The sequence below is a fragment of the Pseudoalteromonas sp. DY56-GL22 genome, from assembly GCF_041414715.1.
GTDB lineage: Bacteria > Pseudomonadota > Gammaproteobacteria > Enterobacterales > Alteromonadaceae > Pseudoalteromonas > Pseudoalteromonas simplex.
On the sequence record NZ_JANHZR010000002.1, the window covers coordinates 359,945 to 385,935 of the forward strand.

The window sequence follows — 25,991 nt, forward strand, 5'->3', positions numbered from 1 at the left end:
TAAAGAAAAGGGCTTATAAATGCACGAAGGTGTGATGAAGGCATGGCTAGAATCTTCTCACTTAAACGGCGGTAACGTTGCTTACGTAGAAGAGCTTTATGAAGCGTACTTAGATGATGCGACTTCTGTGCCAGAAGAATGGCGAGAAGTGTTCGAACAATTACCAAAAGTTGATGGTGTGGATGTTGACGTTAAACATTCAGAAGTTCGTTCACAATTTGCACAGCTTGCTAAAAACAAGCATAGAGAAGTAGTGGTAGCAGAGGGTGGCTCTGGCGATCCTAAACAGGTCAAGGTGCTACAACTTATTAATGCTTTCCGTTTCCGTGGTCACCAAAATGCCAACCTAGATCCATTAGGTATTTGGCAACGCGAACGTGTTCGTGATCTAGAATTAGAGTACCACGATTTATCTGAAGCTGATTTTGACCGTGAATTCAATGTGGGTTCGTTTGCTGTCGGTCGCGAAACCATGCCATTAGGTGAGCTATATCAAGCACTCAAAACGACTTATTGTGGGTCGGTTGGTGCTGAGTATATGCACATCACTTCAACTGAAGAAAAGCGTTGGTTACAACAACGTTTAGAATCAGTGCAATCACGTCCAACGTTCTCTAAAGAAGAAAAGCTACGTATCCTTAAAGGATTAACAGCTGCAGATGGCCTTGAAAAATACTTAGGGGCTAAGTTCCCTGGTGCAAAACGTTTCTCACTTGAAGGTGGTGATGCGTTAGTACCAATGCTTAAAGAACTAATTCATCGTGCAGGTGAAAGCGGACAAAAAGAAGCTGTTATTGGTATGGCTCACCGCGGTCGCTTGAACGTACTAGTGAACGTTTTAGGTAAAAACCCATCAGAATTATTCGATGAGTTCGCTGGTAAACACAAAGACACATTAAGCTCAGGTGATGTTAAATATCACATGGGTTATTCATCTGACTTTGCAACTAAGGGTGGCAACGTGCACATGGCACTTGCATTTAACCCATCTCACTTAGAAATCGTTAACCCAGTGGTTATGGGTTCGGTACGTGCTCGTTTAGACCGTCTAGGCGATAAGTCAGGTATTAAAGCATTACCAATTACTATTCATGGTGACTCTGCAATCGCAGGTCAAGGTGTTGTACAAGAAACATTTAATTTATCGCAAACTAATGCATTTAGTTGTGGTGGTAGTATCCGTATCGTTGTAAATAACCAAGTTGGTTTCACAACGTCAAAACAGTCTGATGTTCGTTCTACACCATACTGTACTGATATTGCGAAAATGGTTCAGGCACCAATTTTCCACGTTAATTCTGACGATCCTGAAGCGGTTGCATTTGTTACTCAAATCGCACTTGATTTCAGAAACCAGTTTAAACGTGATGTAGTGATTGATTTAGTATGTTATCGCCGTCATGGTCATAACGAAGCGGATGAGCCGAATGCGACTCAACCACTTATGTACCAAAAAATCAAAAAGCATCCAGTACCTCGTCTAATTTACGCAGATCAATTAGTTGCTGAAGGTTCATTCTCAGAAAATGAAGTAAAAGCACTTGCTGATGATTACCGTAACGGCTTAGATAAAGGCAACTGTGTAGTTGAAGAAATTCAACTAGAAACATCACACTCTTCTGATTGGGCTAAGTTTGTTGGTCACGATTGGGATGTTGAGTACGATGCAACAGTATCGGTTGAAAAGTTAAAAGAGCTTGGCGAAAAAGTAGCAAGCTTCCCAGAAAGCCACAAAGCACAGTCGCGTGTTAAGAAAATCTACGACGACCGTAAGCTGATGGCGACAGGTGAAAAACCACTTGATTGGGGTATGGCTGAAACACTTGCTTATGCAACACTTGTTGATGCAGGTACAGATATCCGTTTAACAGGTCAAGATTCAGGCCGTGGTACATTCTTCCACCGTCATGCTGTTGTTCATAACCAAAAAGATGCATCAACATACTTGCCGCTGCAAAATATCAGCGAAAAGCAAGGTGCATTTGAAGTGTATGACTCAGTTCTTTCTGAAGAAGCGGTACTTGCATTTGAATATGGTTACGCAACAGCTGAACCTACGTCACTTGTAATGTGGGAAGCACAATTTGGTGACTTCGCTAACGGTGCACAAGTTGTATTTGACCAATTCTTAAGTTCAGGTGAGCAGAAGTGGGGCCGTTTATGTGGTCTTACATGTTTACTTCCACACGGTTATGAAGGTCAAGGTCCTGAGCATAGCTCGGCACGTTTAGAGCGTTTCTTACAGTTGTGTGCTGATCACAACATGCAAGTATGTGTTCCTTCAACACCTGCGCAAGTTTATGCAATGCTTCGTCGTCAATCAGTACGTCCACTTCGTCGTCCATTGATTGTTATGACGCCTAAGTCGCTACTTCGTCACCCGTTGGCAACATCTTCACTTGAAGAGTTATCGGAAGGTGTGTTCCACAATATGATCGATGAAATCGATGATATTGATGCAGATAAAGTAGAACGCGTTGTATTCTGTAGCGGTAAAGTTTACTACGAGCTACTACAAGAGCGTCGTAAGCAAGAATTAAATAACATTGCTATTGTTCGTGTAGAACAATTATATCCATTCCCACACGCTGAGATGGATACAATCATGCAGCGTTACCAACACGTTAAAGATTTTGTTTGGTGTCAAGAAGAGCCACAAAACCAAGGTGCATGGTATTGTTCTCAACACCACTTTGTTGATGCAATCCCAGCCGATGCTAAATTAACTTACGCAGGTCGTAAAGCATCAGCATCACCAGCGTGTGGTTACATGTCAGTGCATAATAAAGAACAACAAGCGCTCGTTGCAGATGCGCTTACTATTGAAAAGAAAGGATAAGCAATGAGCACAGAAATTAAAGTTCCTGTACTTCCTGAGTCGGTTGCTGATGCTACTGTTGCAACATGGCACGTAAGTGTTGGCGACAAAGTAAGCCGCGACCAAAACTTAGTAGATATCGAAACAGATAAAGTTGTTTTAGAAGTTGTTGCACCAAATGACGGTGTAATCACTGAAATTTCACAAGAAGAAGGTGCAACGGTACTTGGTGAACAAGTAATTGCATTACTTGGTGATGCAGATGCTGCACCAGCAAGTGACGAATCAGCACCAGCTAAATCAGAAGACGCGCCAGCGGCGCAATCAGCACCAGCATCAGAAGGTAAAGAAGTGGACATTAAAGTACCTGTACTTCCAGAATCAGTCGCAGACGCGACAATTGCTACTTGGCACGTTCAACCAGGTGAAGCGGTAACACGCGACCAAAACCTTGTTGACATCGAAACTGATAAAGTTGTTCTTGAAGTTGTTGCTCAAGAAGACGGTATCATGGGTGAGCACATTCACGCTGAAGGCGAAACAGTACTTGGTGAGCAAGTAATTGGTACAGTTAAAGCGGGTGCAGCGCCGGCAGCAGCAGCTCCTAAAGCTGAAGCAGCACCAGCAAGCGAATCAAATGACAGCTCTGACGTATTAACGCCGTCAGTTCGTCGTTTAATCGCTGAGAAAGGTCTTGATGCATCAAAAATCAAAGGTACTGGCAAAAATGGCCGTGTAACTAAAGAAGATGTTGATACATTCTTAAAAGCACCGGCAGCAGCGCCTAAAGCAGAAGCAACAGCGCCAGCAGCACCTATGGGTGACCGTACACAAAAACGTGTTCCTATGACTCGTTTACGTAAAACAATCGCTAATCGTCTTCTTGAAGCGAAAAACTCAACTGCAATGTTAACGACTTTCAACGAAGTTAACATGAAGCCAATCATGGACCTTCGTAAGCAGTACCAAGAAGTATTCGAAAAGCGTCACGGTATCCGTTTAGGCTTCATGTCTTTCTACGTGAAAGCAGTTACTGAAGCACTTAAGCGTTTCCCTGAAGTAAATGCGTCTATCGACGGTGATGATATTGTTTATCACAACTACTTCGACATCAGCATCGCGGTTTCTACACCACGTGGTCTTGTTACACCAGTACTTAAAGACTGTGACAAGCTATCAGTTGCTGAAATCGAAAAAGGTATCCGTGAGCTAGCGCTTAAAGGTCGTGACGGTAAATTATCAATTGATGACATGACAGGTGGTAATTTCACTATCACTAACGGTGGTGTATTCGGTTCATTACTATCTACACCAATCATCAACTTACCACAGTCTTCAATTTTAGGTATGCACAAAATCCAAGAGCGTCCTATGGCTGTAAATGGTAAAATTGAAATCTTACCAATGATGTACTTAGCGTTATCTTATGATCACCGCCAAATCGATGGTAAAGAATCAGTAGGTTTCTTAGTAACAATTAAAGAGTTACTTGAAGATCCGACTCGTTTACTACTAGATGTTTAATCTGGTTGTATGAAAACTAAGCTGTGAACCTCGTTCACAGCTTTTTTTTTGCGCCTTTGGTCTAACTGGGGTTTTCATGTGGAGCCTTGGGATTTATACTAAGTGCGCAATTTGGGATAGCTGTTTATTTTGCATAAATATTCAGCTCTTTTAGTATAAAAAATTGGATAAAGCATCATGAATTTGCATGAGTATCAGGCAAAACAACTTTTTGCCGAATATGGTTTACCAGTTTCTCAAGGTTTCGCTTGCGATACACCTGAAGAAGCTGCAGCAGCTGCTGAGAAAATCGGCGGTGATATGTGGGTTGTTAAAACACAGGTTCACGCAGGTGGCCGTGGTAAAGCTGGCGGTGTTAAGCTAGTTAAAACAATCGACGAAGTTAAAGAGTTCGCTGCGAACTGGTTAGGTAAAAACTTAGTTACTTACCAAACAGACGAAAATGGTCAGCCAGTAGCTAAAATCCTTGTTGAAAGCTGCACTGACATCGCTAACGAATTATACCTTGGCGCTGTAGTAGATCGTGCTTCTCGTAAAGTTGTTTTCATGGCATCTACTGAAGGTGGTGTTGAAATCGAGCAAGTTGCAGAAGAAACTCCAGAACTAATTCACAAAGCTGAGATCGATCCACTAGTTGGTCCTCAAGCTTACCAAGCACGTGAGTTAGGCTTCAAACTAGGTTTAAATCCTACTCAAATGAAACAGTTCGTTAAGATCTTCATGGGTCTTGCTAACATGTTCAACGATTTCGATTTCGCACTATTAGAAATCAACCCGCTAGTAATCACAGACGAAGGTAACCTTCACTGTCTAGACGGTAAAATCGGTGTAGATGGTAACGCGCTTTACCGTCAACCTAAAATCCGTGAAATGCACGATCCTTCACAAGAAGACGCGCGTGAAGCTCACGCTGCAAGCTTCGAGCTTAACTACGTTGCACTAGACGGTAACGTTGGTTGTATGGTTAACGGTGCAGGCCTAGCGATGGGTACTATGGACATCGTAAACCTTCACGGTGGCAAGCCAGCTAACTTCCTAGATGTTGGTGGCGGTGCAACTAAAGAGCGTGTATCTGAAGCATTCAAGATCATCTTATCTGACGACAACGTTAAAGCTGTTTTAGTTAACATCTTTGGTGGTATCGTACGTTGTGACATGATCGCAGAAGGTATCATCGGCGCAGTTAAAGAAGTGGGTGTTAACGTTCCTGTAGTAGTGCGTTTAGAAGGTACTAACGCTGAACTTGGTCGTGAAGTACTAGCTAGTTCTGACCTTAACATCATCGCTGCTGAATCACTAACAGACGCAGCTGAAAAAGTTGTTGCTGCTGCGGAGGGCAAATAATGTCTGTATTAATCAATAAAGATACAAAAGTTATCTGTCAAGGTTTCACAGGTGGCCAAGGTACTTTCCACTCTGAGCAAGCGCTTGAGTACGGTACACAAATGGTTGGTGGTGTAAGCCCAGGTAAAGGCGGTCAAACGCATCTTGGTCTTCCAGTATTCAACACAGTACGTGACGCTGTTGAAGCAACTGGCGCAACTGCATCAGTTATCTACGTACCAGCACCTTTCTGTAAAGATGCAATCTTAGAAGCTATCGATGCTGGCATCGAGCTAATCGTTTGTATCACTGAAGGTATCCCAACACTAGACATGGTTGACGTTAAAGTTAAGCTTGATGAAACTGGTGTTCGTATGATCGGTCCTAACTGCCCAGGTGTTATCACTCCGGGTGAAACTAAGATCGGTATCATGCCTGGTCACATCCACAAGCCTGGTAAAGTAGGTATCGTATCGCGTTCTGGTACTTTAACTTACGAAGCGGTTAAGCAAACTACTGACGCTGGTTTCGGCCAATCAACATGTGTTGGTATCGGTGGTGACCCAATCCCTGGCACTAACTTCATCGACGTTTTAGAAATGTTCGAAAAAGACGAGCAAACTGAAGCTATCGTTATGATCGGTGAAATCGGTGGTACTGCAGAAGAAGAAGCTGCAGAATACATCAAGCACAACGTGACTAAGCCTGTTGTTTCTTACATTGCTGGTGTTACTGCACCTGCAGGTAAGCGTATGGGTCACGCTGGTGCAATCATCGCAGGCGGTAAAGGTACTGCTGATGAGAAATTTGCTGCTCTAGAAGCTGCTGGCGTAAAAACTGTACGTTCATTAGCTGATATCGGTAATGCACTTAAAGAGAAAACAGGCTGGTAATCAGTTTTAATCTCTTAAAAAGGCTCGCTTATGCGGGCCTTTTTTGTATCTAACATTTTTTTGTTCCCTACAAGAAAATTCCAACCACAAATTAAGAATAATAATGCTTTATTTGTGAATATAAATTCTCTACACTTGTGGCTTGTATAGTTGTTTTGATTAAAACATTCGACTTTAATAAGGTAAATATTACGTGCGTACCACAGAATTGGTAGATGGATTTCGCCAGTCAACCCCATACGTTAATGCTCACCGCGGTAAAACATTCGTTGTTATGCTTGGCGGAGAGGCGATCGATCAGTCTGGTTGTCGCAGCATCATCAACGATGTCGCGCTATTAACTAGTCTTGGTATTAAGATTGTTTTAGTGTTTGGTGCTCGCCCACAGTTTAACGCAGCGCTTGAACAAGTTGGCATAACTAGTCAGTTTCATAATGAGATACGGGTAACTGATAACGCAACATTTGATGTGATTAAAAAGGTTGCGGGTGCAATGCAGTTCGATATAACCGCGCGTTTATCTACGTCTTTAAGTAGTACACCTATGTCTGGCTCATTTTTAAATGTGGTGAGTGGTAATTTTGTTATTGCTCAGCCTTTAGGGGTCGATGAAGGTGTTGACTATCATCATTCAGGTAGAGTGAGACGTATCGATGTTGCGGGTATTCGCCACCAGTTAGATAACAACGGAATTGTTCTGCTTGGGCCAATAGCGGCGTCTGTTACAGGTGAAAGCTTTAATTTAACTGCTGAAGAAATTGCTACGCAAGTAGCGCTCAAACTACGTGCCGATAAAATGCTTGGCTTTTGTAAAGAAGCCGGTATTTTGGATGAAAATGGTGAGGCGATTGCAGAGCTAATGCCAAATGAAGCTGAGCAGCTTCTAGTAAACTATCGTAAGCAACCTGACTCATGTGTAAGCGCAACCGTATTCTTACAAGCTGCAATTGATGCTTGTCGAGGTGGCGTACATCGTTGCCATCTTGTTAGTTACAAAGAGGATGGCGCACTATTACAAGAGCTGTTCTCTTTAGATGGTATTGGTACACAAATCGCACCGCAAAGCTCTGAGCAATTACGAAGTGCCAGTATTGCTGATATTACCGGTATCATTAACCTTATCAGACCCCTTGAACAGCAAGGCTATTTGGTGCGCCGTTCACGTGAACAGCTAGAAATCGAAATTGAACAATTTACGGTTATCGAGCGTGATGGTCTTATCATAGCCTGTGCGGCTTTGTATCCGTTTGCAGATGAACAAGTAGGGGAGTTTGCAAGTTTAGCTGTTCACCCCCAGTACCGAGATGCCGATCGTGGTAGTTATCTACTGCGATTTATTATTAACAAGGCTAAACGTGCAGGTTATTCGCATTTATTTGCTCTCACCACACGCAGCATTCACTGGTTTTTAGAGCAAAGCTTTGAAATAGTGACAGTTGATGAACTACCTGCGAAGAAAAAAGCGCTTTATAACCATGAACGCCGCTCTAAAGTATTGCGTCTAGATTTAACTAAGCTAGGGAATAAGAGGTGACGCATGCGCATCACCTCTTATACTCTTAATATTGATAGTTAATGTGCTGATAAAAACGCACGCGTAAATCTTGCCGAGTTGGATTAAATGCCAGCTCGTCAGTAACTTCATTTATCGCACTTTGCACTTGATTCATAAACTTACCATAACCAATGTCATGCTTGTCTTTATCAGCTGCGGCAATCACAAAATGTAGTGAATCTACAAGTTGATTTGCATCCCAATACTGTTGTAATTGCACCTGCTCAGAGCTGCAATCAAAGGTTAGTTTTTGCAGTTCGCTGTTACTTTGTGCGTTATCAATATTGCTATTACGAACAATAGGGCGGGTACCGTTAGCGATGAAAGCACCGAGTGTTAATCCGCGTTTATCACATGCTCGTTTGAATGCATCAAAGATGTATTGATAAAACTGCGTGTAATTCTCTTCATTCAACATATGCTGAAATTGCGTTTTAATAGCGCGAGTTACTGGAATCGAAAACCCAGCGTATGTCATCTCACTGTGTTCATTTGGTAAATGACATTGGCGAGACTGATATCGTGGATATAAGCTACGTAATTTATAGCCATAGCTCTCTTTGTGACCTTTTGCTTTAGCAAATAAATCATAAGTTAGATGTTGGTGGTCACGAATTTTCAGAGGTGGTTGGCCGCTCAGTAATTTTTCTTGTAGTGAATTGATCACTCTTTGCACATTATGATGAAAACTAGCCGCATGAGCGCGAATATCTTCACCGGTTGCTAAGAATAATAAACGAATTTTTTTGCATTTTTGCTCACCATCAGCAAATACATTATGTGCTTCATGATATTGTGGGTTATAGAAAAACAAAATCTGCTTAGCGGTCTCTAAGCTATATGCCTCATCATGGTAACGAACCACAGGCAGTTTATCGTTGGCGATTAGGTGTACATTATGTAATTCATACTCATCACATAGTGCAAATAACTCCCTTGCAAGACGCTTATAAGCACAGCTCACATTGGTGAACTGGGCAAAAAACTCATCAGTAGGTTTAAATTCAACTAACACATACTGGTTTGCACGTGCTGAGCTTGGAATATAGACTCGATGTTGATTGAGCGAAGCCATCTTTTTTCCTTATTGGTAGTGAAACTGACGGCACTATATCGCTAGTCAATGATCATTTTATTGCGTTAGAACAATTTTTTTACCGATTTTGTCGAGTCAGTGAACTATGTATTCAACAATTGACGTAATATCTTCAATAAACATGATGCAACCACTGTATGTTAGGGTTTGTTTTTGTAATAATGCATTAGTTTTGTCACCATGCAATATTCAGAGGATTATGCTCCTATGGCGGAAATTGAGAATCGCCCAAGTAACTTTATTAGAACGCGTATCGACGAAGATCTAGCAAGCGGTAAGCATGCGACTACACACACGCGTTTTCCACCTGAACCAAACGGTTTTTTACACATTGGTCATGCAAAGTCTATTTGTTTAAATTTTGGTATCGCCCAAGATTATCAAGGTCTTTGTAACTTACGTTTTGATGATACGAATCCAGAAAAAGAAGACATCAACTACGTAAATTCGATTAAAGAAGATGTGCAGTGGTTAGGTTTCCAGTGGGATGGTGAAATTAAATATTCATCTAACTATTTCGATGCGTTATACGGCTATGCTGTTGAGCTTATCGAAAAAGGCCTAGCGTATGTGTGTTTCTTATCGCCAGATCAAGCCCGTGAATACCGTGGTACTTTAAAAGAGCCAGGTAAAAACAGCCCATACCGTGATACACCAGTTGAAGAAAACCTAGCGTTATTCGAAAAAATGCGTAATGGCGAATTCAAAGAAGGTGAATGTGTACTGCGTGCTAAAATCGATATGGCAAGCTCATTCATGGTATTGCGTGATCCAATTTTATACCGTGTACGTTTTGCTCATCACCACCAAACAGGCGACAAGTGGTGCATTTACCCAATGTACGATTTCACGCACTGTATTTCAGATGCGCTAGAAGGTATTACACATTCATTATGTACGCTTGAGTTCCAAGATAACCGTCGCTTATATGATTGGGTATTAGATAACATCAGCCTTGAGTGTCATCCGCAACAAATCGAGTTCTCACGATTAAATCTTGAGTACACCATTATGTCTAAGCGTAAATTAAACGACTTAGTAGTAAATGGTCATGTTGAAGGCTGGGACGACCCACGTATGCCAACAATTGCGGGTTTACGTCGTCGTGGTTATACACCTGCATCTGTACGTGAGTTCTGTTCTCGTATCGGTATCACTAAACAAGAGAACATGGTTGAAATGGGTATGCTAGAAGCTTGTATCCGTGAAGACCTAAATGAGCATGCACCTCGTGCAATGGCTGTTCTTGACCCTGTGAAGATTGTTATCGAAAACTATGACGCAGATAAAGTAGAAACCTTGTCTGTTGCTAATCACCCGAATAAAGAAGAGATGGGTCGCCGTGACGTACCCTTCACTCGTGAACTTTATATCGAGCGTGAAGACTTCCGTGAAGAAGCAAACAATAAGTTTAAGCGTTTAGTTCTTGATAAAGAAGTACGTTTACGTGGTGCTTATGTAATTAAAGCTGAGCGCGTTGAAAAAGACGAAAACGGCGAAATTACAACTATCTTCTGCTCTTACGATCCTGAAACTTTGGGTAAAAACCCAAGTGATGGCCGTAAGGTTAAAGGTGTAATTCACTGGGTATCAGCGAGTGAATCTATCACAGCTGAAGTTCGTTTATACGACCGTTTATTTAACGTGCCAAACCCAGCGGCAGCAGAAGACTTTAACGCAACACTAAACCCTGAATCACTTGTGGTTCTTGAAAATGCGAAAGTTGAGCCGTCACTTGCAAATGCACAAGCAGAGCAGGGCTTCCAGTTTGAGCGTACAGGTTACTTCTGTCGTGATAGCAAAGCAGAAACATTAGTATTCAATCAAACTGTTGGTCTTCGTGATTCATGGGCGAAGATTGAACAAAAGGGCTAATAGCTAACTTTGTTAAGTTTCTATGCTTAATAAAAAACCCTTTCACTTTAAAAGTGAAAGGGTTTTTTTATAACTATTAAAAGCGATTAGAAATAACCGCGAATACCCAAGCTGAAGTTACGACCAGGTAGTGGTGCTTTTTCTTTAATGAATGAGCTGTGTACGAAACCAAGTTCATCGGTTAAGTTGTCAACATTAATGTAAAGCTGTGTATCAACAGGACCTAAGTCAAGTTGGTAGTTAGCTGATGCATCAAATAGGGTATAACCGTCAGTTTTTGTCTCGTAAGCAGTAATATCAGATTGCTCAAAATAATGAGTACCGGTTAGGCTAAACTTCCAATCAGACACTGTGTACTGTAATTCAGACCCCAGTTTATTAGCCGGAATACGCGGTAAATAACCCTTATCATCTTTTAGCTTAGCCGTTGTTGAATCACCAAACACTTTCACTAGCGCACTTGGCGTCACTTGATAGTGTACGTCAAATTCAATACCGTATAATTTCGCATCTTTACTTGTGAATTGGTAAACCGCCATTGCATCTTCATCTGCATCAGCTGCTGATTCTAAGCCATGCTCTTCATCAAAAACTAAACCGGTATTTTGCTGGTAGTAGTAGTTTTCAATGTCGTTATAGAAGAAGTTAACTGTGTAACCAAAGTCACCAATAAAACGGCGGAAACTTAAGTCAAAGTTCGTTGCAGTTTCTTGCTCGATATCTTCTGGCTCAAAATGAATTTCGCCATCTTCAATATGATAACCAAGACCTAGCTCGTAAGTACCTGTTGCGATATGAATGCCGTTTGATAGTAATTCAGCACTCAGTGGCGCACGTTCTGAACGAGATACACTTAAAGCAACACTTTGACCTTCTTGGTATTGCCAAATTGCACCTGCAGATAAGCTCAGGTTTGTGAAATCTTCACTATAGTTAATGATTTCAGCTTCTTCTTCGTCATGGTGCTCTTCTTCCTCTTCATGATCGTGATGATGCTCAGCCATGCTTACAGCAGAGTCGATTTGATAATCTTCAAGGCGTGCACCTAGCTCAACGGTCACATCACCAAACTGGCGCTCTTCAAGAACGAATAACGCGTTTGTTTTAGTTACGCTTGCCGGTGTAAAGGCTTCTTCACCATCTGCATCATAGTCAGACTCAGTGTAGTGATAACCAGCCATACCGTGCCAAAGGCCTAACTTGTGCTCAACGGTTGCACGTGCTTCGGTTGTTTTGTTTGTAAACACGGTGCCCACTGCACCATCTTCAATTTCAGCGTGTTTGTAGTCTGTGTAGCCAACACGTAGTGAGATATTTTCAATCCAGTTATCATGAAGTGCATAGCTCATGTAACCTTGCCAGCGGTCTTGCTCTAACTGTGCAAATACTGATTCTTCATGCTCTTCACCTTCATGTTCATCATGATCTTCCTCTTCTTCTTCATGATGATGATGCTCATGAGCAGGAATACCGTAATCTGTTTCGATGCGGCCGTATGACACACCTAGCGTTAGGTGATCGCCCACGTAACTAGTACCAAAGTTAACTGTTTGGCTACCGATAAAGGTGTTTTCTACGCTATTAGCAGTTTCGTGTTCTTCATGCTCTTCACCTTCATGCTCCTCGTGCTCTTCATGTTCCTCAGGAAGCTCAAAGTTTGGCGTGTCGTAATCGTGACCTTTGCGCTTTGTTCCATCGAAATGGAAGTTGAAACCATCATTACCGGTTTCAAGTTTTGCAGCATAGGTGTTGGTATTTGATACTGTATCGTGAGTGTATTGAGCAGCACCGGTTAAAGACTCGATGTTATCGGTAGGAATACGGTTATCAACAACGTTCACCACACCACCGATAGCGCCAGAACCATAAAGTAGGGTAGCTGGGCCGCGAAGTACTTCGATTTGCTCTGCTGCTAAACTGTCATTTGATGTTGCGTGGTCAGGGCCAATACGTGATGCATCACTGCTATCAAGGCCATTTTGGGTGATCTTCACACGCGGGCCATCTAAACCACGAATAATAGGGCTTGATGAAACTGGGCCAAAGTAGCTAGCATTAACGCCCGGTAAAGCTTTTAGTGTTTCACCTAATGTCGGTTTTGCTTTGTCTTTTAACTCATCACCGGCTAAAACATTCACAGGCGAAATCATTTCAAGACTATTTTTATGAAGTGCTGATGCATAAACAACAACAGTTTCAACTGATGTTGGTGTAAGCGTAACCACAACATTTTGGTCTTCGCCATTAATAGCAACACGCTTATCGATGAAATTGTTCTTACTGATGTGAAGCTGACCTTTATTGTCTACATCAATTTTAAACTGACCTTGTTTGTCAGTCACAACGCTTTGTGATTTGCCGTGTACATGTATTTCAGCATTGCTGATAGGTTGTTGGTTTTTATCTAATACTTGACCTGTGATCACAGCAGCCATTGTTGATTGAGAAAACAGCGCAGCGGCAACAGCACTAGAAAGAATTGAAACTTGTTTCATCATTACTACTTCTAAGTTTGTTGTTGAGTGTTGCGTTATAATATAACACCGCAATTTTTTAACTGCAATAACGTTATACTATAACTTTACCTATACCTTAACCCTAAGTCGCGATTTTAACACCATACACTATACTTAGACTGTTACACTGAGATGGCCAAATCTTATGTCTGATAAAAATAGGGTATTCAAAGCAAATTTTACAATTGCTGATTTAAGAGAGCATCGTAATCATAAAGAGGTGTTTACTACTGCATGTGACCGTCGTGAAAGCTATCAACACTTTGTACTTAAGCTTTTAAGTTATTGCTTATTTTCACACAACGAAACAGCCATATTGAATGCAAGGTTCAGTCATGCTGAACCAGATGTGTCAATAAAAGCACTTGATGACCATTATCAAACATGGCTTGCTGTTGACCAACCAGATATTGTGCAGCTCAACAAAATCGCGAAGCGGGTTGATGAACTATGGGTTGTGACAACCTTAAACAACGACTGGCTTAAAGAAAATGAACACCAGTTAGAACTTATCAATAATGGTCATTTAATTGCGTTTGATAACAATTTCATTGAGGAATTAGCGGGTCATCTAACTAAAAACTTACAGTGGGATGTTACGATTGATCAGCAAATGGTGAGTGTGTCAGATAAAGAAAATTTCTACCAAACCAGTGAGCTTATTTGGCATTAAAGTTCAATTTTTACTTTCCCATTGGGTTTACTACAACACAGCAATACTTCGCCTGTTCGAACGAACGCAAGCGGTTCTTGATTGTAGCTCACATCACCTTCGACTAATTTTGCACGGCATGCGCCACAATAACCTTCACGGCATTGGTAGGGGACATCTATTTTATTTAGTTCTAGGCATTCAAGGAGAGATGAACAGCCAGAATCAAATTCAAGATTCTGGCTGTCTGTTCCTGCAAGGATAACCTCTGCAGTGTTGTTTGAGCTCATTACAGGTCGAAGTCACCAAAGTCAGATGCATCAACTTGAGAGTCAATTTGACCAACAAGGTAAGAGCTGATTTCAGCTTCTTGTGGAGCAACTTGAACATTGTCTGATACTAACCAAGAGTTGATCCACGGAATAGGGTTACTCTTACTTTCGAACTGTGCAGGTAGGCCTACCGCAGTCATACGTGCATTAGTGATGTATTCAACGTATTGGCATAAGATATCTTTGTTAAGGCCAATCATAGAACCATCTTTGAACAGGTATTCTGCCCAATCTTTTTCTTGTTCAGCGGCCTCTTTAAACATCTGGATCGCTTCTTCACGACATTGTGCTGCAACGATTGCCATTTCTGGGTCGTCTTTACCTTCTTGCATAATGTTCAAGATGTGCTGTGTACCAGATAGGTGTAACGCTTCATCACGGGCGATTAGCTTGATGATTTTTGCATTACCTTCCATTAATTCACGCTCAGCGAAAGCAAATGAACAAGCAAAGCTTACATAGAAACGAATCGCTTCTAGGATGTTAACCGACATCATTGCTAGGTAAAGTTGCTTTTTAAGGTCAAATAAGCTGACTTTAACTTCTTCACCATTGATCACATGTTTACCTTCACCATATAGGTTGTAAACAGAAATCATGTTTATTAAATCATCGTAATACTTAGTTACCGCATCAGCACGCTCACTGATTTTCTCGTTGCTTACGATATCGTCAAAGATAAGTTCAGGAGATTGCGTAACGTTACGGATAATGTGTGTGTATGAACGGCTGTGAATGGTTTCACTAAACGCCCATGTTTCAATCCAAGTTTCTAGCTCAGGAATAGACACAATAGGTAGTAACGCAACGTTAGGTGAACGACCTTGCACACTATCAAGTAGCGTTTGATATTTTAAGTTGCTTAAAAAGATGTGCTTTTCGTGCTCTGGTAACGCTTGGAAGTCAAGACGGTCTTTACTTACATCAACTTCTTCAGGACGCCAAAAGAACGAAAGTTGCTTTTCAATTAGCTTTTCGAAGATAGGGTACTTTTGTTGGTCGTAACGTGACACGTTTACCGTTTGGCCGAAAAACATCGGTTCTTGTAATTGGTTATTATGATTTCGGCTAAAAGTTGTATATGACATAGTGATTTCTCAAAAAACAGTCAGGACAAAGCGGGCTAATGAGCCCGCTTTTGTTATGTTATTAATTTAATTAGATTTTACAAGCGCCGCCTGCACAACCGTCATCTTCTACCTCTGGTGTTAACTCATCTTGAGAGTCTGATGCACCATCACGTGTGTTGTGATAGTACAGGGTTTTAACACCAAGTTTATACGCAGTCAGTAGGTCTTTTAATAGCACCTTCATAGGTACTTTACCGCCTTCGTACTTAGATGGATCATAGTTAGTGTTTGCAGAGATCGTTTGGTCAACGAACTTTTGCATAATACCAACAAGTTGTAGGTACCCATCGTTTGAAGGAATATCCCACAGTAGCTCGTAGTTATCTTTCAGATTTTCATAATCTGGCACTACTTGCTTTAAGATACCATCTTTACTTGCTTTAACGCTGATATGACCACGTGGTGGCTCGATACCATTTGTCGCGTTAGAGATTTGCGATGATGTCTCTGAAGGCATAAGGGCAGATAGCGTTGAGTTACGCATACCGTGCTCTTTAATGCTTTCGCGTAATGAATCCCAATCTAAGTGAAGAGGCTCATCACAGAACTGATCTAGGTCACGTTTGTAAGTATCTGTTGGCATAATGCCTTGAGAATACGTTGTCTCGTTAAATTTAGGACACGCACCACGTTCTTTCGCTAACTCATTTGATGCTTTCATTAGGTAATACTGAATTGCTTCAAATGTTTTGTGAGTTAGGGCATTTGCGCTGCCATCTGAGTAACGCTTACCATTTTTCGCTAAGTAGTATGCGTAGTTAATAACACCAATACCTAGCGTACGACGACCCATAGTCGCGTTTTTAGCCGCAGGAACAGGGTAGTCTTGGAAATCAAGTAAGTTATCAAGGGCACGTACTGCAAGTTCAGCAAGTTCTTCTAATTCGTCAAGTGACTCAATTGCACCTAAGTTAAACGCCGACAGCGTACAAAGTGCAATTTCACCTTCTTCATCCATTACATTGCTAAGTGGCTTAGTTGGTAATGCAATTTCTAAACATAAGTTAGATTGACGAATTGGTGCCACAGTCGAGATGAATGGGCTGTGCGTATTACAGTGGTCAACGTTTTGTAAGTAGATACGACCTGTGCTGGCACGCTCTTGTGCAAACATTGAGAATAACTCAATCGCCTTAATACGTTTTTTACGAATTGACTCGTCTTGCTCGTATTTGATGTATAGCTCATCAAACTTCGCTTGATCTTCAAAGAACGCATCGTATAGACCCGGTACATCTGATGGGCTAAATAATGTGATGTAATCGTCTTTGATTAAACGGCTATACATTAATTTGTTGAACTGCACACCGTAGTCAAGGTGACGTACACGGTTATCATCAACACCACGGTTGTTCTTAAGAACAAGTAGGTTTTCAACTTCTAAGTGCCAAAGTGGGTAGAACAGCGTTGCTGCGCCGCCACGAACACCACCTTGTGAACAGCTCTTAACCGCTGTTTGGAAGTGCTTATAAAACGGAATACAACCTGTGTGGTACGCTTCGCCGTTACGAATAGGGCTACCAAGGGCACGGATGCGACCGGCATTAATACCAATACCTGCACGTTGCGAAACATATTTAACTATCGCAGACGATGTTGCATTAATAGAATCTAGGCTATCACCACATTCAATAAGTACACATGAGCTGAACTGACGTGTAGGGGTACGTACACCTGCCATGATAGGTGTCGGTAATGAAATTTTGAATGTAGATACTGCATCATAAAAACGCTTGATGTAATCAAGGCGTGTCTCTTTTGGATAATCAGAGAATAAGCTTGCAGCCACTAAGATATATAAAAACTGTGCACTTTCGTAGATTTCACCAGTAACACGGTTTTGAACTAAATACTTACCTTCAAGTTGCTTTACAGCAGCGTAGCTGAAGTTTAAGTCACGGTTGTGATCGATGTAAGCATCTAAGTCATCAATTTCTTGTTCGGTATAATCAACAAGTAGGTGTTGATCATAACGCTTGTCTTCAACTAATTTGGTGATGTGATCGTATAAGCGCGGCGGCTCAAATTGACCATATGCTTTTTTACGTAAATGGAATACAGCTAAGCGAGCAGCGAGGTATTGGTAATCAGGCGTATCTTTAGAGATCTGATCAGCTGCAGCTTTGATGATTGTTTCATGAATGTCATCGGTACGAATGCCGTCATAAAATTGAATGTGTGATTTTAATTCAACTTGTGAGACAGACACATTCTCTAGACCTTCTGCGGCCCAAGCGATCACGCGATGGATCTTATCTAGATCAAGTGACTCTTTACGGCCGTCACGTTTGCTTACAGATAGCTGTTGGTTCATAGTTTTGCCTGTATTCCTTGGGAAATTTTAGTTGTAAGACAAAGGTATTCTTTAATGTAATTATTATTATTCAACACCAAGATAAACTAATTGAATAACATTTAGCCACAATATCTGGTGTTGTTTAAATTGCAGATCACAAGATAGTGTGGTCTGAGTTGTTTTGCAAGGGATAGAATTGCCCCAATTTGTGGATAACTATTGGATAAGCGCATTGTGTTAGTAACCATTAACCTTTGAACATTCATAGACGACGAAATTTGTAGAAATCAACAAAAGATCCAGAAAATTTACCGTTTTGAAAAATAAATTTTGACTGATTTTTTTATCATCAATGAATGCTCAAAAGTAAATCAAATCACAATATATGGTGTTTCAATTATCAAATAACACTATATATGGTTTAAACCATCAATCGGCGTTTGCCAATTGAAATCCGCTTGCCAGCCAAGTGCAGCGTCTATACTGGGTATATAACCCCATAACGCTGTTGCGCTGTACATATTGGCCGCTTTTGCAGCTTGAATATCACGTTCAGCATCACCGATGTATAAACAACGGCTCGGATCAACATCTAAGATCTCAGCAGTGTGTAATAGTGGATCCGGTGATGGTTTTGACACAGCTAATGTATCGCCACTCACAACTGCTTTTGCATCACGCAAGGAGGGAATAGCCTGCACTAAGGGCTCAGTTAAAAAGCCGGGCTTATTAGTCATAATGCCCCACTTAATATTGTTTTGCTCAAGTGCAATTAAAAGCTGTTCGATGCCGTTGAAGCATTTACTGTGCACAGCAATATCCTCGGCGTAATAGTCAAGAAGCTTTTGGCGCAAGGCGAGTTGTTCAAGTTCGGGCCAATTATCCCCAAACCCTACTTCTAATAATGCATTTGCACCGTTAGACGCAGCAGGGCGATAAACATGCTCAGCAACAGGCGCCACATTGGCGTCTGCTAACACGCGGTTTAATGCACCACCTAAGTCATCCGCGGTATCGAGTAGTGTGCCATCTAAATCAAAGATAAACGCATCAAAATCGATAGAGGGTGCTTGCACACCACTCATTAGACTAGTTTCTCAAAGTGCAGGATGTAATTAACACTTACATCATCATTTAAGCTGTACTGCTTAGAAAACGGGTTATAGTGAAGGCCGGTACTGGCGCGTACTTTTAATCCTGCTTCTTCTGCCCATGCAATAAGCTGCGCAGGTTTGATAAACTTTTTATGGTCATGCGTACCTTCAGGCACCATCTTTAAAAGCTTTTCAGCACCGACAATAGCAAACAAGTAGGCTTTTGGTGTTTTATTTAATGTTGAAAAGAACACATCAGCGCCCGGTTTAGCAAGGTCTGCTACAGCACGAATAATAGAAGCAGGGTCTGGAACATGCTCAAGCATTTCCATACAAGTCACTACATCAAAGCGAGCAGGGTGCTCAGCAGCGAATTGCTCTGCAGGTACTTTTATATAATCAACAGGTACGCCTGTTTCTAAACTATGTAACTTAGCAACGGTAAGTGGCTCTTGGCCCATATCGATACCGGTTACTTTAGCGCCCATACGCGCCATACTTTCACTTAAGATGCCGCCACCACAGCCAACATCTAAGGTTTCCTTATCAAATAAGCCGCCTACTTTATCAGCGACAAAATCCAAACGTAGAGGATTTATTTCATGAAGGGGTTTGAACTCTCCGTCGCGGTCCCACCAACGTTCTGCGATGGCTTCAAACTTTGCAATTTCTGCATTATCTACATTTTGATGCTCGGTCATAAAAAACTTCCTCGTTAATCTGAGGCCATTATATAGGGGGAAATTAATAAATCGCAAAGATTTAGCGCCTGTAAATCTAAATAAATTGTGATAGCATGGTCTGGAAATAATAACTAAAGCTCTTAAGACGGCGGTTTGCCTCTTAATGAGTCAATACTGAAGGAATGTGAAATCAAATGACTGATCTCGCCAATGAAATTCTGCCAGTCAATATTGAAGATGAATTAAAAAATTCCTACCTTGATTACGCGATGAGTGTAATCGTAGGACGTGCATTGCCAGACGTACGTGACGGCTTAAAGCCAGTTCACCGCCGCGTTTTATTCGCAATGAACGAACTCAATAATGATTGGAATAAACCTTACAAGAAATCAGCACGTGTTGTTGGTGATGTAATCGGTAAGTACCACCCACATGGCGACAGCGCGGTATATGACACCATCGTTCGTATGGCGCAGCCTTTCTCATTACGCTACATGCTTGTTGACGGCCAAGGTAACTTTGGTTCTGTTGACGGTGACTCTGCGGCAGCAATGCGTTATACGGAAGTCCGTATGGCGAAAATGTCACATGAATTATTAGCTGATTTAGAAAAAGAAACGGTTGATTACGTACCGAACTATGATGGTACTGAGCAAATTCCTGATGTATTACCTACAAAAGTACCTAACTTATTAGTAAATGGTTCTTCGGGTATCGCGGTTGGTATGGCGACGAACATTCCACCTCATAACTTAACAGAAGTTATCAATGGTTGTTTAGCGCTTATTCAAAACCCTGATATGTCAATTGCTGACCTTATTGAATATATCCCAGGTCCGGATTTCCCGACTGCGGCGATTATCAATGGTAAAAAAGGCATTGAGCAAGCGTACTTAACCGGTCGTGGTAAAGTATATATCCGCGCTCGCGCTGAAATCGAAGTTGACGAAAAAACCGGTCGTGAAACAATCATCGTTCACGAAATCCCTTATCAAGTTAACAAAGCACGCCTAATCGAAAAGATCGCAGAGCTTGTTAAAGATAAGAAGATTGAAGGTATTAGTGCACTACGTGATGAATCAGATAAAGACGGTATGCGAATCGTTATCGAAATCAAACGTGGTGATGTTGGTGAAGTAATCTTAAACAACCTATATGCACAAACTCAGTTACAAACTGTGTTTGGTATGAACATGGTTGCACTTGATAACAACCAACCTAAGTGTTTCAACCTTAAAGAAATGCTTGAAGCGTTTATCGTACACCGCCGTGAAGTTGTTACACGTCGTACAGTATTCGATTTACGTAAAGCCCGTGACCGTGCTCACACGCTTGAAGGTTTAGCGATTGCCCTTGCGAATATCGACCCAATTATCGAACTTATTCGTAAGTCACCAACACCAGCAGAAGCAAAAGCGGCACTAACAGCACGTTCTTGGGAACTAGGCACTGTTAAAGCAATGCTTGAAAAAGCAGGTGAAGATAACGTTGCACGTCCTGATTGGTTAGCGGCTGATTTAGGTATCCGTGATGGTCAGTACTATTTATCTGAGCAACAAGCACAAGCAATTCTAGACTTACGTTTACATAAACTGACAGGTCTTGAGCATGAGAAGATCTTAGACGAGTATCAAACACTTCTTGATCTAATTGCTGAGCTTTTACATATTCTTTCAAGCCCAGAGCGTCTAATGGAAGTTATCCGCGATGAGCTAGTAGAAATTAAAGAGCAATATGGTGACGAACGTCGCACTGAAATCAGTGCAGCAGCTCACGATATTAGCCTTGAAGACCTAATCAATGAAGAAGACGTTGTTGTAACGCTTTCTCACGAAGGTTACGTTAAGTATCAACCACTATCAGATTACGAAGCACAGCGTCGTGGTGGTAAAGGTAAGTCAGCAACGAAGATGAAAGATGAAGACTTCATCGAACGTCTATTAGTTGCTAACACCCACGATACAATCTTATGTTTCTCAACAGCAGGTCGCTTATACTGGTTGAAAGTATATCAGTTACCATTAGCAAGCCGTGCAGCGCGTGGTAAGCCAATTGTTAACTTATTACCTCTTGAAGCTGATGAGCGTATTACTGCTATCTTACCAGTACGTGAGTACGAAGAAGATAAATACATCTTCATGGCAACTGCGTTTGGTACAGTTAAGAAAACACCACTTACAGCATACAGCCGTCAACGTGCGAGCGGTATCATCGCAGTTAACCTAAATGAAGGCGATAGCCTAATTGGTGTTGATATCACTGATGGCACGAATGAAATCATGCTATTCACTGATGCTGGTAAAGTTGTTCGCTTTAAAGAAGCAGAAGAGTCAGCAGTTGTTGATGAAAACGGTAACCCAGTTCTAGACGAAAACGGTAACCCAGAAATCCGCTTCAAAGGTGTACGTCCAATGGGTCGTACAGCAACAGGTGTTCGTGGTATTAAGATGGCTGACGACCAACGCGTTGTGTCGTTAATCGTACCTAAGTCAGATGGCGCAATCCTAACTGTGACAGAAAACGGTTACGGTAAGCGTACAGCACTTGAAGACTACCCATCGAAGAGCCGTGCAACACAAGGTGTTGTATCAATCAAAGTAAGCGAACGTAATGGCGCTGTGGTTGGTGCAGTACAAGTTGACGATAACGACGAAATCATGATTATCTCGAATCGCGGTACCTTAGTACGTACCCGTGTAAACGAGGTTTCTACGGTTGGTCGTAATACTCAAGGCGTTATTTTGATACGAACTATTGACGAAGAGCAAGTAGTTGGTTTACAACGTATCGAAGAAATCGAAGTTGATGAGCTAGAAGCCATCGAAGGCGAGGCCGTTGAAGTAGTCGATACCAATACTGAAGAAACGGGTGATAACCCACCTTCAGAATAACATTGATTTAAAAAGCGGCTTCGGCCGCTTTTTTTATCCGCACTATAATTACTGGAATGAGGCAAAGTAATGACTAAGTATAATTTTTGTGCAGGACCGGCAATGCTACCGCCGGCAGTTATGCAAAAAGCACAAAAAGAATTTATAGATTGGCAAGGTTTAGGTGTCTCTGTGATGGAAATTAGCCATCGCAGCAGCGACTTTTTAGCGCTTACCACTAAATGTGAAGCAAGCCTGCGTCGTTTAATGAATATTAGCGATGAGTTTGAAGTGTTATTTATGCACGGCGGTGGCCGTGGTCAATTCAGTGCTGTGCCACTGAATCTTCACCTTGATGATAAGCCAGCCGTGTACTGTGAAAACGGTGTGTGGTCTAAAGGGGCTACTTCAGAAGCGGCAAAATTCACTGCAGTTGAAAGCATCAATGTACGTGATGATGAGCAGCAAAATGGCCAGTTCTCTATAAAACCAGCAAGCAGCTGGGAATTACCTGCTGATGCGTCTTACATTCACTATTGTCCGAATGAAACCGTCGATGGCATTGAAATTTTTGACGTACCATCACACCCATCAGCACCGATTGTGGCTGATATGTCATCGACTATTTTATCGCGCGAGTTTGACGTAAATCAGTTTGATCTTATTTACGCTGGCGCACAAAAGAATATCGGCCCGTCTGGTTTATCGATTGTTATTATTCGCAAAACACTTCTTGAGCGTGAAGGTCTTGCCAAGCCAGGTATTCTTGATTACGCATTAGAAGCAAAACAAGGCAGCATGTATAACACCCCACCGACATTTGCGTGGTACTTAGCTGCTGAAGTATTTGAATGGCTTGAAGCAAACGGCGGCGTTAAAGCGATGGAAGAACAAAACATCGCAAAAGCAGAACTTCTTTACAGCTACATTGATAGCTCAGGTTTTTACAGCAACAAAGTTGCTAAGCATTGCCGTTCGCGCATGAACGTTCCGTTTTGGTTAAATGATGAATCATTGAATGATAAATTCATAAGTGAATCAAAAGAAGCAGGCTTATTAGCCCTTGAAGGTCACCGTATTGTCGGTGGTATGCGCGCAAGCATTTATAATGCGATGCCACTTGAAGGTGTTCAAGCCTTGGTTAATTTTATGGAAAAATTCGCCAAGGAGAACAGCTAATTATGGAACAGCTTCGTCTTGAACCGATTACAAAGGTAAATGGTAGTGTGACACTGCCAGGCTCAAAAAGCTTATCAAACCGTATTTTGTTACTAGCTGCTTTAGCAGAGGGCACAACGGTTGTTGAAAACCTATTAGATAGTGATGATATTCGTCACATGCTAGGCGCATTAAATCTTTTAGGTGTAAATGTATCGCTTAATGAAGATAAAACAGTGGCCACCGTAGAGGGTGTTGCAGGTAAATTTAAAAATCCGAGCGAGCCTTTATTTTTAGGTAATGCCGGTACGGCTTATCGTCCACTGACAGCGGTTTTAGCAGCTGTAGAAGGCGAGTACCAGCTGGTGGGCGAGCCTCGTATGGAAGAGCGCCCAATCGGTCATTTGGTTGATGCACTGCAAGCACTCGGTGGTGATGTTGAATACCTTAAGCATAAAGATTATCCACCACTGGCCATAAAAGGCGGTAAAATCAACGGTGGTAAAGTTGCAATTGATGGCAGCATCTCTAGCCAGTTTTTAACAGCGTTACTAATGGCTGCACCATTATTTAATGGCGATACAGAAATCACCATTAAAGGCACGCTGGTATCAAAGCCTTACATTGATATCACTCTAGATGTAATGAAGCGCTTTGGCGTTACTGTAAGCCATGACAATTACGAAACATTTTACGTTAAAGGCTGTCAGCAGTATCAAGCACTTGAGCGTATTATGGTTGAAGGTGATGCATCAAGCGCCTCTTATTTTGTTGCGGCGGCTGCAATAGCTGGTGGTGAAATTGAAATTAACGGGGTAGGTGCGGCATCTGTTCAAGGTGATATTGGTTTTGCCAAAGTGATGGAGCAAGTAGGCGCTAAAATCGATTGGTACGATGAAAAGCTGCTGGTTCGTAAAGGCGAGCTGAACGCGGTCGATATTGATGCCAATGCAATCCCTGATGCGGCAATGACACTCGCCACTGTTGCGCTTTTTGCAAAAGGTAAAACAGCAATTCGTAATATCTATAACTGGCGTGTAAAAGAAACAGATCGTTTATATGCCATGGCGACTGAGCTTCGTAAAGTTGGTGCAGAAGTGGTTGAAGGTGAAGATTTCATCGAAATTACACCACCAGACACTTTTAACGATGTAGCGATTGATACCTATAACGATCATCGTATTGCCATGTGTTTTGCAATGGTTGCCGTTGGCGGAAAGCCGATAACCATTAACGATCCTAAGTGTACATACAAAACTTTTCCAACGTTTTTCAAAGTACTAGAGTCTGTCTCAAGTCAATAAAACAGAAGAAAATATAAAAAGTTACATTCTAAATGCGGATCTATTTCTAGAACTGGCGTATAATATCGCGGTTTTATTTTGGTGTGCATTGCAGGAGGTTATAAATGCAGGCGTTATCAATGCCCGTAATCACCATCGATGGCCCAAGTGGTTCAGGTAAAGGAACTGTTTGTCGCTTGTTAGCCGAGAAATTAGGTTGGGATGTATTAGACAGTGGAGCGATTTACCGTGTGCTGTCACTTGCAGCGCTTCATCATCAAATTGAACTAGATAATGAAGATGCGCTAGTTCCGCTAGCTGCAAACTTAGATGTACAGTTTTTGGTCGATAGCCAAACGCATACTTCTAAAATTGTCTTGGAAGGCGAAGACGTCACAACCACAATTCGTAACGAAGAAGTGGGTGCTGCGGCATCAAAAATTGCTGCATTACCACGGGTGAGAGAAGCATTATTACGTCGTCAACGTGCGTTTCGTACTGAGAGCGGCTTAATTGCCGATGGTCGTGACATGGGCACAGTTGTGTTCCCAGATGCACCATTGAAGATTTATTTAACCGCATCAGCTGAAGAGCGCGCTCGTCGTCGCTTTGCTGAGTTGAACGAACGCGGTCTTGATGTTACACTAAGTGGTCTACTTGAGGACATAAAAGCTCGCGATCACCGTGATATGACGCGTGAAGTTGCGCCGCTTGTTCCTGCAGAAGACGCCATTGAGCTCGATACTAGCGAGCTTAATGCAATGCAAGTGTTTGATAAAGTTGTAACTTTACTCGACGAAGCCGTACTTGCAGGAAAGCTTCCAAAAGCTTAAAAGTAATTTATTAAGGTGCCGGCAGGAAGCCAGTGCTATTTTAACAACCCCATGCAGCAT

18 protein-coding genes are annotated in these 25,991 nt (G+C 41.9%); 11 read left to right on the forward strand and 7 right to left on the reverse strand.

Features of this window, described 5'->3' with window-relative positions; translation table 11 throughout:
- Positions 1-19: 19 nt before the first annotated feature.
- The 5 genes from NO991_RS05555 to argA all read left to right on the forward strand — a co-directional run bounded on the left by NO991_RS05555 (position 20) and on the right by argA (position 8,092).
- On the forward strand, positions 20-2,839 hold the full coding sequence (locus NO991_RS05555) for a 2-oxoglutarate dehydrogenase E1 component (RefSeq protein ID WP_371351749.1): 2,820 nt from the start codon (positions 20-22) through the stop codon (positions 2,837-2,839).
- A 3-nt stretch (positions 2,840-2,842) separates the two neighbouring features.
- Positions 2,843-4,342: a 2-oxoglutarate dehydrogenase complex dihydrolipoyllysine-residue succinyltransferase gene (odhB, locus tag NO991_RS05560; RefSeq protein WP_371351750.1), complete on the forward strand. Its 1,500-nt coding sequence runs from the start codon at positions 2,843-2,845 to the stop codon at positions 4,340-4,342.
- Positions 4,343-4,519: 177 nt separating this feature from the next.
- A complete protein-coding gene (gene sucC, locus NO991_RS05565; protein WP_054551366.1) occupies positions 4,520-5,686 on the forward strand; it encodes an ADP-forming succinate--CoA ligase subunit beta in 1,167 nt (388 codons plus the stop codon).
- Complete coding sequence (gene sucD, locus NO991_RS05570) at positions 5,686-6,558, forward strand: succinate--CoA ligase subunit alpha (RefSeq protein WP_054551365.1); 873 nt, start codon at positions 5,686-5,688, stop codon at positions 6,556-6,558. Before sucC ends, sucD begins: the two co-directional genes overlap by 1 nt.
- Before the next feature lie 193 nt (positions 6,559-6,751).
- Entirely contained in the window at positions 6,752-8,092 is a 1,341-nt protein-coding gene (gene argA, locus NO991_RS05575) for an amino-acid N-acetyltransferase (RefSeq protein WP_054561564.1), read from the forward strand.
- A gap of 25 nt (positions 8,093-8,117) precedes the next feature.
- Here the strand turns inward: argA and NO991_RS05580 are convergent, their stop codons facing one another.
- The gene (locus NO991_RS05580) at positions 8,118-9,188 is read right to left on the reverse strand and encodes a DUF3083 family protein (protein WP_062564460.1); all 1,071 of its coding nucleotides are present in this window, start codon (positions 9,186-9,188) and stop codon (positions 8,118-8,120) included.
- 228 nt (positions 9,189-9,416) lie between these two features.
- Here NO991_RS05580 and glnS point away from each other — a divergent pair, with 228 nt between their 5' ends.
- Positions 9,417-11,084: a glutamine--tRNA ligase gene (gene glnS, locus NO991_RS05585; RefSeq protein WP_166340235.1), complete on the forward strand. Its 1,668-nt coding sequence runs from the start codon at positions 9,417-9,419 to the stop codon at positions 11,082-11,084.
- Between the two features lie 86 nt (positions 11,085-11,170).
- Here the strand turns inward: glnS and NO991_RS05590 are convergent, their stop codons facing one another.
- Entirely contained in the window at positions 11,171-13,579 is a 2,409-nt protein-coding gene (locus tag NO991_RS05590) for a TonB-dependent receptor (RefSeq protein WP_371351917.1), read from the reverse strand.
- A 166-nt stretch (positions 13,580-13,745) separates the two neighbouring features.
- On the opposite strand from NO991_RS05590, the gene NO991_RS05595 reads away from it, so the two are divergent.
- Entirely contained in the window at positions 13,746-14,273 is a 528-nt protein-coding gene (locus NO991_RS05595; RefSeq protein ID WP_371351751.1) for a YaeQ family protein, read from the forward strand.
- Here the strand turns inward: NO991_RS05595 and yfaE are convergent.
- The 5 genes from yfaE to ubiG form a co-directional block, all read right to left on the reverse strand.
- The gene (gene yfaE / locus NO991_RS05600; protein ID WP_371351752.1) at positions 14,270-14,542 is read right to left on the reverse strand and encodes a class I ribonucleotide reductase maintenance protein YfaE; all 273 of its coding nucleotides are present in this window, start codon (positions 14,540-14,542) and stop codon (positions 14,270-14,272) included. The genes NO991_RS05595 and yfaE overlap by 4 nt on opposite strands.
- The gene (gene nrdB, locus NO991_RS05605) at positions 14,542-15,672 is read right to left on the reverse strand and encodes a class Ia ribonucleoside-diphosphate reductase subunit beta (protein ID WP_371351753.1); all 1,131 of its coding nucleotides are present in this window, start codon (positions 15,670-15,672) and stop codon (positions 14,542-14,544) included. The genes yfaE and nrdB overlap by 1 nt, the downstream gene beginning before the upstream one ends.
- Positions 15,673-15,742: 70 nt before the next feature.
- Positions 15,743-18,028 carry a class 1a ribonucleoside-diphosphate reductase subunit alpha gene (gene nrdA / locus NO991_RS05610; RefSeq protein WP_371351754.1) on the reverse strand — a complete coding sequence of 762 codons (2,286 nt, stop codon included), beginning with the start codon at positions 18,026-18,028 and terminating at the stop codon, positions 15,743-15,745.
- Positions 18,029-18,420: 392 nt separating this feature from the next.
- A complete protein-coding gene (locus NO991_RS05615) occupies positions 18,421-19,095 on the reverse strand; it encodes an HAD family hydrolase (RefSeq protein WP_300360526.1) in 675 nt (224 codons plus the stop codon).
- Positions 19,095-19,805: a bifunctional 2-polyprenyl-6-hydroxyphenol methylase/3-demethylubiquinol 3-O-methyltransferase UbiG gene (gene ubiG / locus NO991_RS05620; protein WP_300360524.1), complete on the reverse strand. Its 711-nt coding sequence runs from the start codon at positions 19,803-19,805 to the stop codon at positions 19,095-19,097. Before ubiG ends, NO991_RS05615 begins: the two co-directional genes overlap by 1 nt.
- A gap of 176 nt (positions 19,806-19,981) precedes the next feature.
- Here ubiG and gyrA point away from each other — a divergent pair, with 176 nt between their 5' ends.
- From gyrA to cmk, 4 genes are all read left to right on the forward strand, one after another.
- Positions 19,982-22,678, forward strand: a complete 2,697-nt coding sequence (gene gyrA, locus NO991_RS05625; protein WP_138600685.1) for a DNA topoisomerase (ATP-hydrolyzing) subunit A — start codon at positions 19,982-19,984, stop codon at positions 22,676-22,678.
- A 69-nt stretch (positions 22,679-22,747) separates the two neighbouring features.
- Complete coding sequence (serC, locus tag NO991_RS05630; RefSeq protein WP_300418096.1) at positions 22,748-23,836, forward strand: 3-phosphoserine/phosphohydroxythreonine transaminase; 1,089 nt, start codon at positions 22,748-22,750, stop codon at positions 23,834-23,836.
- A 2-nt stretch (positions 23,837-23,838) separates the two neighbouring features.
- Positions 23,839-25,119 carry a 3-phosphoshikimate 1-carboxyvinyltransferase gene (gene aroA / locus NO991_RS05635; protein ID WP_300418094.1) on the forward strand — a complete coding sequence of 427 codons (1,281 nt, stop codon included), beginning with the start codon at positions 23,839-23,841 and terminating at the stop codon, positions 25,117-25,119.
- 104 nt (positions 25,120-25,223) lie between these two features.
- Entirely contained in the window at positions 25,224-25,931 is a 708-nt protein-coding gene (gene cmk, locus NO991_RS05640) for a (d)CMP kinase (protein ID WP_058585079.1), read from the forward strand.
- Positions 25,932-25,991 lie beyond the last annotated feature (60 nt).

What these genes read in the sequence shown, in the direction of transcription:
- NO991_RS05555 (WP_371351749.1), top strand. Translation starts at nt 20, where the DNA reads ATGCACGAAGGTGTGATGAAGGCATGGCTAGAATCTTCTCACTTAAAC.
- odhB (WP_371351750.1), top strand. Translation starts at nt 2,843, where the DNA reads ATGAGCACAGAAATTAAAGTTCCTGTACTTCCTGAGTCGGTTGCTGAT.
- sucC (WP_054551366.1), top strand. Translation starts at nt 4,520, where the DNA reads ATGAATTTGCATGAGTATCAGGCAAAACAACTTTTTGCCGAATATGGT.
- sucD (WP_054551365.1), top strand. Translation starts at nt 5,686, where the DNA reads ATGTCTGTATTAATCAATAAAGATACAAAAGTTATCTGTCAAGGTTTC.
- NO991_RS05580 (WP_062564460.1), bottom strand. Translation starts at nt 9,188, where the DNA reads ATGGCTTCGCTCAATCAACATCGAGTCTATATTCCAAGCTCAGCACGT.
- glnS (WP_166340235.1), top strand. Translation starts at nt 9,417, where the DNA reads ATGGCGGAAATTGAGAATCGCCCAAGTAACTTTATTAGAACGCGTATC.
- NO991_RS05590 (WP_371351917.1), bottom strand. Translation starts at nt 13,579, where the DNA reads ATGAAACAAGTTTCAATTCTTTCTAGTGCTGTTGCCGCTGCGCTGTTT.
- NO991_RS05595 (WP_371351751.1), top strand. Translation starts at nt 13,746, where the DNA reads ATGTCTGATAAAAATAGGGTATTCAAAGCAAATTTTACAATTGCTGAT.
- yfaE (WP_371351752.1), bottom strand. Translation starts at nt 14,542, where the DNA reads ATGAGCTCAAACAACACTGCAGAGGTTATCCTTGCAGGAACAGACAGC.
- nrdB (WP_371351753.1), bottom strand. Translation starts at nt 15,672, where the DNA reads ATGTCATATACAACTTTTAGCCGAAATCATAATAACCAATTACAAGAA.
- nrdA (WP_371351754.1), bottom strand. Translation starts at nt 18,028, where the DNA reads ATGAACCAACAGCTATCTGTAAGCAAACGTGACGGCCGTAAAGAGTCA.
- NO991_RS05615 (WP_300360526.1), bottom strand. Translation starts at nt 19,095, where the DNA reads ATGAGTGGTGTGCAAGCACCCTCTATCGATTTTGATGCGTTTATCTTT.
- ubiG (WP_300360524.1), bottom strand. Translation starts at nt 19,805, where the DNA reads ATGACCGAGCATCAAAATGTAGATAATGCAGAAATTGCAAAGTTTGAA.
- gyrA (WP_138600685.1), top strand. Translation starts at nt 19,982, where the DNA reads ATGACTGATCTCGCCAATGAAATTCTGCCAGTCAATATTGAAGATGAA.
- serC (WP_300418096.1), top strand. Translation starts at nt 22,748, where the DNA reads ATGACTAAGTATAATTTTTGTGCAGGACCGGCAATGCTACCGCCGGCA.
- aroA (WP_300418094.1), top strand. Translation starts at nt 23,839, where the DNA reads ATGGAACAGCTTCGTCTTGAACCGATTACAAAGGTAAATGGTAGTGTG.
- cmk (WP_058585079.1), top strand. Translation starts at nt 25,224, where the DNA reads ATGCAGGCGTTATCAATGCCCGTAATCACCATCGATGGCCCAAGTGGT.